Source organism: Albidovulum salinarum, from assembly GCF_025673475.1.
GTDB classification, from domain to species: domain Bacteria; phylum Pseudomonadota; class Alphaproteobacteria; order Rhodobacterales; family Rhodobacteraceae; genus Albidovulum; species Albidovulum salinarum.
This window is the reverse complement of record NZ_JAOVQO010000010.1, coordinates 38,627-51,290: the sequence shown is the minus strand read 5'-3', so window position 1 is coordinate 51,290 and position 12,664 is coordinate 38,627. Positions and strand designations below refer to the sequence as shown.

Annotated in this window: 15 protein-coding genes; 11 read left to right on the top strand and 4 right to left on the bottom strand. The window is 70.1% G+C overall.

From position 1 onward, the window contains the following. Positions 1-3: 3 nt before the first annotated feature. The 5 genes from OEZ60_RS11730 (at position 4) to OEZ60_RS11710 (ending at position 4,626) form a co-directional block, all read left to right on the top strand. Positions 4-534: a GNAT family N-acetyltransferase gene (locus tag OEZ60_RS11730; protein WP_263336303.1), complete on the top strand. Its 531-nt coding sequence runs from the start codon at positions 4-6 to the stop codon at positions 532-534. Positions 535-826: 292 nt separating this feature from the next. Next, a complete protein-coding gene (gene obgE / locus OEZ60_RS11725) occupies positions 827-1,855 on the top strand; it encodes a GTPase ObgE (protein ID WP_263336301.1) in 1,029 nt (342 codons plus the stop codon). Next, positions 1,843-2,958 (top strand): glutamate 5-kinase, encoded by a 1,116-nt coding sequence (gene proB / locus OEZ60_RS11720; RefSeq protein ID WP_263336298.1) that lies wholly within the window; start codon positions 1,843-1,845, stop codon positions 2,956-2,958. Before obgE ends, proB begins: the two co-directional genes overlap by 13 nt. A gap of 55 nt (positions 2,959-3,013) precedes the next feature. Beyond that, complete coding sequence (locus OEZ60_RS11715; protein ID WP_263336572.1) at positions 3,014-4,267, top strand: glutamate-5-semialdehyde dehydrogenase; 1,254 nt, start codon at positions 3,014-3,016, stop codon at positions 4,265-4,267. Further along, a complete protein-coding gene (locus OEZ60_RS11710) occupies positions 4,264-4,626 on the top strand; it encodes a TraR/DksA family transcriptional regulator (protein WP_263336294.1) in 363 nt (120 codons plus the stop codon). The genes OEZ60_RS11715 and OEZ60_RS11710 overlap by 4 nt, the downstream gene beginning before the upstream one ends. Here OEZ60_RS11710 and OEZ60_RS11705 read toward each other — a convergent pair. Further along, positions 4,620-5,216 (bottom strand): histidine phosphotransferase family protein, encoded by a 597-nt coding sequence (locus tag OEZ60_RS11705; RefSeq protein ID WP_263336291.1) that lies wholly within the window; start codon positions 5,214-5,216, stop codon positions 4,620-4,622. The genes OEZ60_RS11710 and OEZ60_RS11705 overlap by 7 nt on opposite strands. Positions 5,217-5,245: 29 nt before the next feature. Here OEZ60_RS11705 and OEZ60_RS11700 point away from each other — a divergent pair, with 29 nt between their 5' ends. The 3 genes from OEZ60_RS11700 (at position 5,246) to olsA (ending at position 7,184) form a co-directional block, all read left to right on the top strand. Next, on the top strand, positions 5,246-5,425 hold the full coding sequence (locus OEZ60_RS11700; RefSeq protein WP_263336288.1) for a DUF3553 domain-containing protein: 180 nt from the start codon (positions 5,246-5,248) through the stop codon (positions 5,423-5,425). A gap of 137 nt (positions 5,426-5,562) precedes the next feature. Continuing rightward, on the top strand, positions 5,563-6,348 hold the full coding sequence (gene olsB / locus OEZ60_RS11695; protein ID WP_263336571.1) for an L-ornithine N(alpha)-acyltransferase: 786 nt from the start codon (positions 5,563-5,565) through the stop codon (positions 6,346-6,348). Further along, positions 6,345-7,184, top strand: a complete 840-nt coding sequence (olsA, locus tag OEZ60_RS11690) for a lyso-ornithine lipid O-acyltransferase (RefSeq protein WP_263336284.1) — start codon at positions 6,345-6,347, stop codon at positions 7,182-7,184. Before olsB ends, olsA begins: the two co-directional genes overlap by 4 nt. Positions 7,185-7,194: 10 nt before the next feature. On the opposite strand, the gene OEZ60_RS11685 is transcribed toward olsA, so the two are convergent. Together OEZ60_RS11685 and OEZ60_RS11680 are read right to left on the bottom strand one after the other, a co-directional pair. Continuing rightward, a complete protein-coding gene (locus OEZ60_RS11685) occupies positions 7,195-7,815 on the bottom strand; it encodes a thiamine phosphate synthase (RefSeq protein WP_263336281.1) in 621 nt (206 codons plus the stop codon). Between the two features lie 55 nt (positions 7,816-7,870). Continuing rightward, positions 7,871-8,206 carry a TfoX/Sxy family protein gene (locus OEZ60_RS11680; protein WP_263336278.1) on the bottom strand — a complete coding sequence of 112 codons (336 nt, stop codon included), beginning with the start codon at positions 8,204-8,206 and terminating at the stop codon, positions 7,871-7,873. 62 nt (positions 8,207-8,268) lie between these two features. Here OEZ60_RS11680 and OEZ60_RS11675 point away from each other — a divergent pair, with 62 nt between their 5' ends. Next, complete coding sequence (locus tag OEZ60_RS11675) at positions 8,269-9,006, top strand: RNA methyltransferase (RefSeq protein WP_263336275.1); 738 nt, start codon at positions 8,269-8,271, stop codon at positions 9,004-9,006. Positions 9,007-9,045: 39 nt separating this feature from the next. On the opposite strand, the gene OEZ60_RS11670 is transcribed toward OEZ60_RS11675, so the two are convergent. Further along, entirely contained in the window at positions 9,046-9,834 is a 789-nt protein-coding gene (locus tag OEZ60_RS11670) for a hypothetical protein (RefSeq protein WP_263336272.1), read from the bottom strand. Positions 9,835-10,025: 191 nt separating this feature from the next. Here OEZ60_RS11670 and ctaA point away from each other — a divergent pair, with 191 nt between their 5' ends. Both ctaA and OEZ60_RS11660 read left to right on the top strand, forming a co-directional pair. Beyond that, positions 10,026-11,180 carry a heme A synthase gene (ctaA, locus tag OEZ60_RS11665; protein WP_263336271.1) on the top strand — a complete coding sequence of 385 codons (1,155 nt, stop codon included), beginning with the start codon at positions 10,026-10,028 and terminating at the stop codon, positions 11,178-11,180. Then, positions 11,177-12,661 (top strand): carboxypeptidase M32, encoded by a 1,485-nt coding sequence (locus OEZ60_RS11660; protein ID WP_263336268.1) that lies wholly within the window; start codon positions 11,177-11,179, stop codon positions 12,659-12,661. The genes ctaA and OEZ60_RS11660 overlap by 4 nt, the downstream gene beginning before the upstream one ends. The last annotated feature ends 3 nt before the right edge of the window (positions 12,662-12,664 follow it).

The window sequence follows — 12,664 nt, the reverse complement described above, 5'->3', positions numbered from 1 at the left end:
CGGATGCCGCGCCGCGCCGTGATCCACACGGCGCGGCTTATCCTGCGCCCCCCGATCCCGGACGATGCGCCCGCGATCGCCGCGGCGCTCGCGGACTGGGAGGTCACGCGCTGGCTCTCCGCGCCGCCCTGGCCCTATGGGATAGGTGACTCGCGGGCGTTCCTGTCGGACGCCGGCACCGCCGATCATTGGGCGATCGACCACGGCGGCGCCCTCGCCGGGCTGATCGACACGAAGCCCGATCTCGGCTACTGGCTCGCGCGCCGGTTCTGGGGCGGCGGCCTGATGCAGGAAGCGGCGGGCGCGGTCGTCGCGGCCCATTTTGCCGATCCCGATGCGGGCCCGCTGGCATCCGGCCATTTCGAGGGCAACGACCGCTCTGCCCGGGTGCTGCTGTGGCTCGGCTTTGCCTACCGGGGCACCGGGCCCGCCTTCGCCCGCCCCCTCGGCCGCGAGGTCACGATCCGCCGGATGGAGCTGACCCGCGCGGACTGGCACGCCGCTCCCCTCGGCACCGCGCGGCCGGCGCCGTAACCCGTCGCGCTCGACCGGGACGTGGCGCGGCGTCCCCGAGAGACCCGGCTTCCCGCGCGACCGGCACCGGTCCGGATCCGGCGCCGCCCCACCGCATCTTCTTCATTGCCGAAATACCCCGGGGGGTGCGGGGGGGGGGGGGGGGCGCTTCCTTCGCCCGAAGCGAGACCGACCCCTTAACCCGCCACGCGCCCGGGCCATACGTTTTGCCGACCCTTCGCCGACGCCCCGCCGCCCTTGCGAAAACCGCCGCCACGGGCTATCGCCACTCGACCCCAAGGAAAGCGCTGCCATGAAGTTCCTCGACCTCGCCAAAGTCTACATCCGCTCCGGCGGCGGCGGTGCGGGCTGCGTCTCGTTCCGGCGCGAGAAGTTCATCGAGTTCGGCGGCCCCGACGGCGGCGACGGCGGCAACGGCGGCTCGGTCTGGGCCGAGGCGGTCGAGGGGCTGAACACGCTCATCGACTTCCGCTACCAGCAGCATTTCTTCGCCAAGTCCGGCCAGCCCGGCATGGGCTCGCAGCGCACCGGCAAGTCGGGCGACGACATCGTGCTGAAAGTGCCGGTCGGCACCGAGATCATCGACGAGGACGAGGAGACGCTGATCGCCGACCTCACCGAGGTCGGCCAGCGGGTGCTCCTCGCCCAGGGCGGCAACGGCGGCTGGGGCAACCTGCGCTTCAAGTCCTCGACCAACCGCGCCCCCTCCCGCGCCAATCCCGGTCAGGACGGGGTGGAACGCACGATCTGGCTGCGGCTCAAGCTCATCGCCGATGCCGGGCTGCTCGGGCTGCCGAATGCCGGCAAGTCGACCTTCCTCGCCGCGGTCTCGAACGCGCGGCCGAAGATCGCGGACTATCCATTCACGACGCTCGTGCCCAACCTCGGCGTCGTCGGCATCGACGGCAAGGAATTCGTCATGGCCGACATTCCCGGCCTGATCGAGGGCGCCTCGGAGGGCCGTGGCCTCGGCGACCAGTTCCTCGGCCATGTCGAGCGCTGCTCGGTGCTCCTCCACCTCGTCGACGGCACCTCCTCGACGATCGCCAAGGACTACCGCACGATCATCACCGAGCTCGAGGCCTATTCCGGGACGCTGGCCGAGAAGCCGCGGATCACCGCGCTGAACAAGATCGACGCGCTCGACGCGAAAACGCTGGCCAACCGCAGGCGCAGCCTTGAAAAGGCCTCCGGCGGTCCGGTCCACGCGATCTCGGGCGTCTCCGGCGCGGGCGTACCGGAGGTGCTGCGCGCGCTTCACCGGGTGATTTCGGCGGACCGGGCCGAGGATGGCCCCGAGGAGGGGACATGGCAGCCCTGACCCCCGACATCGGCGCCGCGCGCCGGCTCGTCGTCAAGATCGGCTCGGCGCTTCTCGTCGACCGTGCCGGCGGGCTGAAGCGCGACTGGCTCGCGGGTCTCGCCGAGGACGTGGCCATGATCAAGGCGCGCGGCGCCGACGTGATCCTCGTCTCTTCCGGCTCGATCGCGCTCGGCCGCGGCGTCCTCGGCCTGCCCGCGGGCGCCCTCACGCTCGACCAGAGCCAGGCCGCCGCCGCGGTCGGCCAGATCCGCCTCGCGCGGGCCTACGAGGAGGTGCTGGCGCCGCACGGGCTCACGGCCGGGCAGGTGCTGGTGACGCTCGAGGATACCGAGAACCGCCGCCGCTATCTCAATTCCCGCGCGACGATGGAGATGCTTCTCGGCCTCGGCGTGGTGCCGATCGTGAACGAGAACGACACGGTTGCGACCGACGAGATCCGCTTCGGCGACAACGACCGGCTCGCGGCACAGATCGCGGTGACGATCGGGGCCGACCAACTCGTGCTCCTGTCGGACGTCGACGGCTTCTACTCGGCCAATCCGAAGGAGGACCCGACCGCGCGGCGCTTCGACCTCGTCGAGCGGATCACGCCCGAGATCGAGGCGATGGCGGGCGATCCGGTCTCGGGCCTGTCCAAGGGCGGGATGAAGACCAAGCTCATGGCGGCGAAGACCGCGGTCGCCGGCGGCTGCGCGATGGCGATCATGGAAGGCTCGGTGAAGCGGCCGCTCTCGGCGCTGGCGGCGGGGGCGGCGAAGACCTGGTTCCTCGGCCAGGGCGACCCGCAAGTCGCGCGCAAGCGCTGGATCGCGGCGATGAAGCCGAGGGGCGAGATCCGGCTCGATGCCGGCGCGGTTACGGCGCTCGGGGCCGGCAAGTCGCTCCTGCCCGCCGGGGTGACCGCGGTTGCGGGCGCCTTCGGGCGCGGCGATCCGGTGGCGATCCTCGGGCCCGGGGGCGAGGCGCTCGCCAAGGGGCTTGTGCGCTATTCGGCCGAGGAGGCCCGCGCGATCGCGGGGCGGCGCTCGGGTGACATCGCGGCCATTCTCGGCTATGCCGGGCGCGGGCCGATCGTGCATCGCGACGACATGGCGTTCTGAGGGGAGCGCGCTGGCGCGCGCGGCCTCCGGCAGGGATATTGGGGGCAAGATGAAGATGCAGGAGATCTCCGACATGGCGGCGCTGATGGCCGGGATCGGCCGGGCGGCGCGGGCGGCGGCGGCGGAGCTTGCCTTCGCGGCGCCCGAGGCGAAGCGCGCCGCACTCGAGGCGGCGGCGGACGCGGTCTGGACGGGGCGCGAGGCGATCATCGCGGCGAATGCCGAGGACCTGGCCTTCGGCCGTGACAAGGGCCTCAGCCCGGCGATGATGGACCGGCTGATGCTCGACGAGGCGCGGATCGGCAGCATCGTGGCAGGTCTGCGCTCGGTCGCGGCGCAGGCCGATCCCGTGGGCGCGGTGGTCGCCGAGTGGGACATGCCCTCGGGGCTTCACATCCGCCGGGTGCGGACGCCGCTCGGCGTCGTCGGCGTGATCTACGAGAGCCGGCCGAACGTCACCGCCGATGCCGGCGCGCTTTGCCTCAAGTCCGGCAACGCGGTGATCCTGCGCGGCGGGTCGGAAAGCTTCCATTCCTCCCGCGCGATCCATGCCTGTCTCGTGGCGGGGCTGAAGGCGGCGGGCCTGCCAGAGGCGGCGATCCAGCTCGTGCCGACCCGTGACCGGGCGGCGGTGGCGGAGATGCTCAGGGCGGTCGAGTTCATCGACGTGATCGTGCCGCGGGGCGGCAAGGGGCTCGTCGGCCTCGTGCAGAAGGAGGCGCGGGTGCCGGTCTTTGCCCATCTCGAGGGCATCTGCCATGTCTATGTCGACAAGGACGCCGACCCGGAGAAGGCGATGAAGGTCGTGCTGAACGCCAAGACCCGGCGCACCGGGATCTGCGGCGCGGCGGAATGCCTGCTTGTCCATCGCGACGTCGCCGCGACGCTCGGGCAGGGGATCGTCGATGCGCTGATGGCGGCGGGGGTCGAGGTCCGGGCCGAGGGGCTGCGGGGCAGCAGGCCGGCGGCGGAGGAGGATTTCGGCCGCGAGTTTCTCGACATGATCATCGCGGCCAGGGTCGTGGATGACGTTGACGCGGCGATCGCCCATATCCGCCGCTACGGCTCCTCCCACACCGAGGCGATCATCACCGAGAGTGACGCGGCGGCCGAGCGGTTCTTCACCCGGCTCGACAGCGCGATCCTGATGCGGAACGCCTCGACCCAGTTCGCCGATGGCGGCGAGTTCGGCATGGGCGCGGAGATCGGCATCGCCACCGGCAAGATGCATGCCCGCGGCCCGGTCGGCGCCGAGCAGCTCACCTCGTTCAAGTATCTCGTCACCGGCGACGGCACCGTGCGCACGTGACCGCGGAGCCGACCGACGCCGAGCTTGCCGCCCGCTACCGGTCTCGGATCGAGACCGAGCTGGCCGAGCTCGACGCCGCGAGCGAGGCGACGAGCGGGGATCGTGCGCCGGTCACGCTCGACCAGCAGAGCGTCGGGCGGCTGAGCCGGATGGACGCGTTGCAGGGCCAGGCGATGGCGGCGGCGCTCGAGGCGCGGCGCGGGCAGCGACGGCTGGCGCTCGAGGCAGCACTTAGGCGGATCGGCGCGGGCGAGTTCGGCTGGTGCGCCCGCTGCGGCGATTTCATCGGCGCGGGCCGGCTCGACATCGACCCGGCGGCGATGACTTGCGTCGTCTGCGCCGGAGAGGCGCGTCAGTAGCCGAGCGCGATCCGGCCCTCGGCGCGGCTCACGCGCAGGCATCGGCCGAGCCGGGCGGCCTCTTCCGGCAGGAGCGCGAACTGGACATGGGCGGGGGAGACGGGGCCCGGCGCCGCGCCGTCGAGCCGCGCCCAGAGCGCGTCGTCGATCTTCATCTTCTCCGCCTGCGCCTCGATCCGCCAGCCGCCGTCATCGGCCGTGACCGTGATCCGTCCGCCGAAGGGCAGGGCGGTCTCGAGGCACTGCAGCGCGAGGAAGGCGAGCTTGGTCTCGGGCCGCGGCGCATCGCCGGAGACGCGCCAGTCGATGGAGAGCCGCCCGCCGCGGGTCATGTCGTCGAGGATCGAACGGACCTCGCCCCGCGCCACGCTCTGGCCGGGCGGTGCGATGCCGTAGGCGATGCGGAAGAAGCGGATCCGCGCGGTGGCGTTCGACACGCTCTCGGAGATCAGCGCGATCTCGGGGCCGGCGGCATCGCCCGACATCATCAGCAACTCGACCCCGTTGCCGATCGCTCCCAAAGGGCTGATAAGGTCGTGGCAGATGCGCGATCCGAGAAGGGCCGTCAGGTCGGGATTGTCAAATGCCATCGGGGACTCCTTGGGCTGGAGGGCGGATCGTGAACGAAGTGCTGGAGCCGGGAATGCTGGTGCGCCATCCGGTCCATGAGGACTGGGGGCTCGGCCAGGTGCAGTCGCGCATCGGCCTGAAGATCACGGTGAATTTCGAACACGCCGGCAAGGTCGTGATCGACGGGACGCGGGTGGAACTCGTACTGGTCATGGACCCCGATGATTAACTTCCGGCTGTCAATGGCACGGTATCACAACCTATGAGGGTGTCAACGCGGGGTCGCGTCGGCCTTCTGTTGCAAATGGCCGGGGCGCCGCCTAAAACCTCCGCCATTCCTTGGGACGCAATATCCGGGCGCCTGCGATGATCCCCGACACCACGCACTTCCAGGTCCGCCTTGCCGCCGGAGAGACCGACTTTCTGGCCGCGCAGCGTCTGCGCTACCGGGTCTTCGTCGAGGAGCTTGGCGGCGACGGGCCGCTCGTCGACCACGAGGGAAGGTTCGAGCGCGATGCCTTCGACCCGGTCAACGATCACCTGATCCTCGTCGACCGCCGCCGGGATGCGGCCGCGCTCGATCATGTCGTGGGGGTCTACCGGCTCCTGCGCGGCGACCAGGCGGAGGCGTTCGGCCGCTTCTATTGCGACAGCGAGTACGACCTTGCGCGGCTCCGCTCCTCGGGCCGGCGGCTGCTGGAACTTGGCCGATCCTGCGTCGATGCCGAGTATCGAGGCGGCACCGCGATGTTCCTCCTATGGAACGCGCTCGCCGATTATGTGCTCGAGCACGGGATCGAGGTGCTGTTCGGGGTCGCGAGCTTCCACGGCACCGATGTCGAGGCGCTGCGGATGTCGCTGTCATGGCTCCATCACCACCATCTTGCGCCCGAGGCCTTGCGCGTCCGCGCCCTGCCGGAGCACTTCCAGCGCATGGATCTCGTCGCCCGCGACGCACTCGACCGGCGTGCGGCGATGGTCGAGATGCCGGCGCTGATCAAGGCCTATCTCCGGCTCGGCGGCTTCGTCGGCGAGGGCGCGTTCATCGACCGCGAGTTCAACACGACCGATGTCTTGCTCCTGATGGACACCGCCGCGATGAGCGACCGCCACAAGGGGTTCTACACCCGCAAGCACGAGGCGCGGGCGTGACCACCTGGCGCGCCGAGGCGCCGGGCGACCGGATGCGCGTCGGCCCGGTCGGGATCGCGCTCGCGACCCTGCGCGGCGGGGTGCTCGGCGTCGTGACCTACGGCGGGCTCGCGCTCCTCCTCGCGATCCGGCTGGTGGAGCGGCCCTTCGCCGGGCAGGACCGTCCGGTCTCGCCCCATGTCACGCGCATGGTCTGCCGCGCGGCGCTCGGGATCATCGGGCTCAGGTTCCGGGTCGAGGGCACGCCGATGCGGGATCATGGCGCGATCGTCGCCAACCATGCCTCCTGGCTCGACATCTTCACGCTGAATGCCTGCCAGTGCGTCTACTTCGTCTCCAAGTCGGAGGTGGCGGGCTGGCCGGGGATCGGCTGGCTCGCGCGGGCGACGGGGACCGCCTTCATCGCCCGCGATCCGCGCGCGGCCAAGGCCCAGCAGGAGCTCTTCGCCGACCGGATCCGCGCCGGTCACCGGCTTCTATTCTTCCCTGAAGGCACGTCGACCGATGGCCGCCGGGTGCTGCCGTTCAAGTCGACGCTCTTCGCGGCGTTCCACGATCACGGGCTCGAACACGAGATGCGGATCCAGCCGGTCAGTGTCCTCTACCGGGCGCCCGAGGGACAGAGCCCGCGCTTCTATGGCTGGTGGGGTGACATGGCCTTCGCGCCGCATCTCCTGAAGACGCTGGCGCAGCCCCGGCAAGGCTCGGTCGAGGTGGTGTTCCATCCCCCAGTGCGCGTCGATGCCTTCGCCTCGCGCAAGGACCTCGCGCGGCATTGCGAGGAGGAAGTCCGGGCGCGGATCAAGACCGCGCTCGGTACCGACTACGGCAGCTGAGGCGCCGCCGTCAGGCGATGGGGGCGAGGAGCCGCTTGAGCGCCGCCACCGGGTCGGCGTCGGACCAGATCTCGGCGCCGATGCCGAGGAAGTCGGTGACCGGGGCGAGGGCCGCGACGAGCTCTGGCGTCAGCCCGCCTTCCGCGACGACCGGCACCTCGATCATCTCGGTCCACCAGTCGAAGAGGTCGGGCTCGGCCCGCGCGCCGGTGCCGAGCGCCGTCTCGCCCACCGGGCCGAAGGCGACGTAGTCGGCGCCGGCCTCGCCCGCCGACATGCCGTCATGCCGCGAGGCGCCGCAGAAGGCGCCGACGATCGCATCCGCCCCGAGCGCCTTGCGCGCCTCGCGCACCAGCCGGGCGCCGTCGGTGAGATGGACGCCGTCGAGACCGTGACGCTCGGCGATCTGCAGGTGGTTGTCGATCACGACCGCCACGTCGCGCTCGTGCGCGACGAGCCGGGCGGCGTCGGCAGCGCGGCCGATCCGGTCGGCGTCGGAGCCCGCGAGGGCAAGGCGCAGGCAGGCGATCTCGGTCGCATCGAGCACCCGCGCGAGCTGGTCGGGGAAGGTCTCGAGCACGAAGTCGGGGGGCGTGATGAGGTAGATCTGCGGGCGGTCTTCGCTGGCCATGTCCGGCTCCGGTGTCTCTGGTCGGATGGGCCTTAGCGCAGAAATCCCGGCTTGGCTACCGGGGCTCTTTCGGCGGCAGCGATTTCGCGAAGGCGAGCGCAAGCGTCATCAGCCGGCCGCGGCGGGCGTCGTCGGCCGCCGCCTCGTCCGAGAGGTCGATCATGCCGCCCATCTTGCGGCCCGTGAAGGCCATGGGCGCCGCACCCGGCACCGCGAGGGCCGCGGCCTCGTTCGCCTTGCCGACCCGGAACATCGCGCCGCCCCCGTGGACGCCGCAGACCATGTGGCCGTCCAGCAGGAAGGCGAGCCCGCCGAACATCTTCCGCTCCGTCACCCGCTCGCCGGCCAGATCGTCGCGCATGAGCTGTGCCAAGCCTTCGTCAAACGCCATCGCCGCCTCCTTGCGATATGGGTCGGTCCATCGTATCAGGCCGCGAAACCCACGGATATGCCATGTCAGAGCTTCAGCCCGCCTTCATCCTCGTGCGCCCCCAGATGGGCGAGAACATCGGCGCCGCGGCGCGGGCGATGCTGAACTTCGGGCTCTCGCACATGCGGCTCGTCGATCCGCGCGACGGCTGGCCCAATCCGCGCGCCGTGGCGATGGCCTCGGGTGCGGCGGGGCGGGTCCTCGACCATGCCGGGGTGTTCGAGACCCTGCCCAAGGCGATCGGCGACTGCGCCTATGTCTTCGCCACCACCGCGCGGAACCGCGACCTGACGAAGCCGGTGATGACGCCCGAACGCGCGATGGAGCATGCCCGCGCGCTGATCGCCGCGGGGCAGAAGGTCGCCGTCTTGTTCGGCCCCGAACGCGCCGGGCTCGAGAACGAGGATGTCTCGCGCGCCAACGCGATCATCTCGGTGCCGGTCAATCCGGACTTCGCCTCGCTCAATCTCGGCCAGGCCGTGCTGCTCTGCGCCTATGAGTGGCGGCGACAGGGGGACGCGACGGCGCCGGAAGTGCTGGCACTCGCCGGGACCGAGCTGGCGCCGGCGATCGAGGTTGAGCGCCTCGGCGACCACTACGAGGAGCGGCTGGAGGAGGCAGGGTTCTTCTTCCCGGCGCAGAAGGCCGAGGGGATGAAGCTCAACCTGCGCAACCTCTGGAGCCGGATGCCGCTGACGCGGGCCGATGTCCAGACGCTGCACGGGATGCTGCGGCAGATCGTCCGTCGGTGGGATCGGTAGGGGCACAGACCGATCGTTCCGGGCGTTGCCGCGCCGGGGCTAGTTGCACTGGTGGTAGGTGTAGTCGCCGTATTCGAGCCAGTTCTCGCCGGCGTCGCTGAACACCAGCATCTCGCCGCGATCCTCGAGCAGCAGCGCAACCTGAAAACCCTTCGGTACGGGGCTGTTGCCGAAGTAGCTGTACGCAGTCATCGCTCTTTGGCTCTCACCATTCACGGTGACGATGGCATCCCATTCACCGTCGCGCTGCGCGAGGATCGCGTATTCAATCTGCCGCGTGATGCCACCGCCACCGCAATAGACGATGCCTTCGGGTGCTTCCATCGAAGCCGATTCCGTTGAGGCGGAGGAGGCCGGCGCCGCCCCGGAACCGCAGGCTGCCCGCAACGCGCGGACCGCGGCACCCGATCCCTTGAGGTCGAAGAGGCCGTAGGTGACCTCCCGGTCGATCATCGACAGGTTCAGCACCGCGTTTCGGGCGATCCCGTCGAGGACGAAGGAGTGGTCCGCGGCATCAAGAAAGACGATCTCGACCGGGAAGTTGTCGACGATGCCGACGGAGGCGTTGTCCGAGCCCACCTGGAAGGCGCCGGCCTCGGTCGAGCCGTTCTTCATGAACCTGATCGACAGGCCCTGCTTGGCGACGATGTCCTGGGCGTCCTCGTAAGCCGCGGGGGCAAACCGGATGCGGTCGCACTGCAATTCGACCGTCATATCCCCCGATTGCACGAAAGCGTTCGGCGTCGGGGCGCCGCTAAAGCCCCACTCTGCCTGTGCAGGTCCGCCGGCAACTACAAGGGTGGTGAGAAGAATGGACCATTTCTTCATAGTATGTCTCCTGTTGGTCGCAGGTCTGGTGCCGCGTCGCGGTTGGGGGCGAACTCCTACTAGTCCACAGCGAGCCCTTTAAGACAATTCCCTTCGGTATAAGCCATTGGTATGGGTGCGGGTGGCGTTCACGGGCACTTGAAGCTCGTTCGGCCGACGCCTAGTGTCCCGCGCGTTGAACGGAGGGGGCCATGGCCGGCAAACGCAGCATCTTCGAGGACGTCGGGCAGGGGGCGAAACCCGCGGAAGGCCCGCAGGGCGGCATGATCGACAAGGGCCGCGGCGGCGCGCGGGGGGCGATCCGGGTCTGGCTCGCGGTGCTCTTCGCGCTCGTGGTGGCAATGATCGCGGTGGGCGGGCTGACGCGGCTCACCGACAGCGGGCTCTCGATCACCGAGTGGCGCCCGATCACCGGCGCGCTGCCGCCGATGGACGAGGCCGCATGGCAGGCCGAGTTCGAGAGATACCAGGAAAGCCCGGAATTCCAGCTCCAGAACCGGCTGATGGATCTTGCCGCCTTCAAGACGATCTACTGGTGGGAATGGGGGCATCGCCAGCTTGGCCGGGTCATCGGCCTCGTCTGGGCGGCGGGCTTCGTGTTCTTCTGGGCGACGAAGCGGCTGCCCGCCGGCTGGACCGGGCGGCTTCTGGGGCTCGGGGCGCTTGGCGGGCTGCAGGGCGCGATCGGCTGGTGGATGGTGGCCTCGGGGCTGACCGGCCGGATGGTCGATGTCGCCTCCTACAGGCTCGCGATCCATCTCGGCATCGCCTTCGTGATCCTCGGCCTCATCGCCTGGTACATCCTGTCGCTCGCCCGGCGCGATTCCGAGCTTCTGCAGGCGCGACGGTCGCGCGAGGCAAAGCTTTTCGCGCTCTCGACCGGGGTGATGCATTTCGCCTTCCTGCAGATCCTTCTCGGCGCGCTTGTCGCCGGGATCGACGCGGGCCGTGCCTTCCCGACCTGGCCGCTGATGGGCGAGAGCTTCTTTCCCGCCGATGCCTTCTATCTTCCCGACGGCGGGCCGGTGGTGCTGGCATTCTTCGAGAATCCAGGGCTGGTGCAGTTCACCCACCGCATGGCGGGCTATCTTATGTTTGCCTTCGGGCTCTTTGCCTGGTGGCGTGCGCGCGGCTCGGCGCATCCGGCGACGCGGACCGCGTTCGACTGGATGGCGGCGATGCTCTTCGGGCAGCTCGTCCTCGGCATCGTCACGGTGCTCCATGCCGCGCCGCTGGCTCTCGGACTCGTGCACCAGTTGGGCGCGGTCGTGCTCTGGGTGCTGATCCTGCGCGCCCGTCACCGGGCGCAGTACCCGATCGTCGCAACCATAAGGGGCCGCAAATGACCGCCTTCGCCGCTCTCATGGCCTTCCAGCGCGAGACCGAGGCGCTGGCGCAGATCGCCGGCCGGCTGGGCTGGGACCAGGAGACGGTGATGCCCGAGGGTGCTGCCGAGCAGCGCGGCGAGGAGATGGCCGCGATCGAGGGCGTGCTCCATGCCCGCCGCACCGATCCGCGCGTGGGCGACTGGCTCGACGCGGCCGAGGCGCCGGATCCGGCCGGCGCACGGGCGCTCGAGCTCATCGGCCGCGCCTACCGGCGCAATGCCGCGGTCCCCGCGCGGCTCGCTTCGGAATTCGCGCGCGTCACGAGCCTCGCGCAGGGCATCTGGGCCGAGGCGCGGGCGCGCGACGATGTCGCGCATTTCCTGCCGACGCTTGAAAAGGTCGTGGCGCTGTCGCGCGAGAAGGGGCACGCGCTGGCCGCTGCCGGGTTCGGAGCGGGCGATGCCTACGACGCGCTTCTCGACGATTACGAACCGGAGGCGACGGCCCAGGGCATCGCCGCGATGTTTGACCGGATGCGGCCGCGGCTCGTGGACCTGCGCGAGGCGGTCCTCGGCGCGGCGAACCCGCCCGCGCCGCTCACCGGGCAGTTCGCCGAGGCGCGCCAGATCGGTCTTGCCCGCGATCTCGCCACGGCCTTCGGCTACGACTGGAACCGGGGGCGGCTCGACCTCGCGGTGCATCCGTTCTCCTCGGGATCCGGCAACGATGCCCGGATCACCACGCGGGTCGTGGAGACCGACCCTTTCAACTGCTTCTACTCGACGATCCACGAGGTCGGCCACGCGACCTACGAGCTTGGCATCGATGCCGCGCATTTCCTCACGCCCCTGGGGCAGGGCGTCTCGATGGGCGTGCACGAGAGCCAGAGCCGGATCTACGAGAACCAGATCGGCCGCTGCCGCGCCTTCACCGGCTGGCTCCACGGCCAGATGCACGCGGTCTTCGGCGGGCTCAGTGTCGGCTCGGCCGAGGAGTTCTACCGCACCGTGAACCGGGTTTCGGCCGGCTTTATCCGCACCGAGGCGGACGAGGTGCATTACAACCTCCACATCATGATGCGGTTCGACCTGGAACGCGCGCTGTTCGGCGGCGGGCTCGAGGTCGCCGATCTCGAGGATGCCTGGAACACGCGCTTCGCGCGGGATTTCGGGGTGGCGGTGGACCGGCCGGCGCACGGGGTGCTGCAGGACGTGCACTGGTCGGTGGGGCTCTTCGGCTATTTCCCGACCTATGCGCTCGGCAATGTCTATGCGGGCTGCCTCCATGCCGCGCTCAGGGCGGATCTGCCGGATCTCGATGCCGCACTCGCCTCCGGCGACGCGCGGCCGGCGACCGACTGGCTGCGCGAGAAGGTGCAGCGTCACGGCGGGCTCTACCGCCCGGCCGAGGTGATCGCGCGCGCCTGCGGTTCTGCGCCCTCGGAGGAGCCGCTTCTCGACTATCTCGAGGCGAAGTTCCGCGCGATCTACGGGCTCTGACCG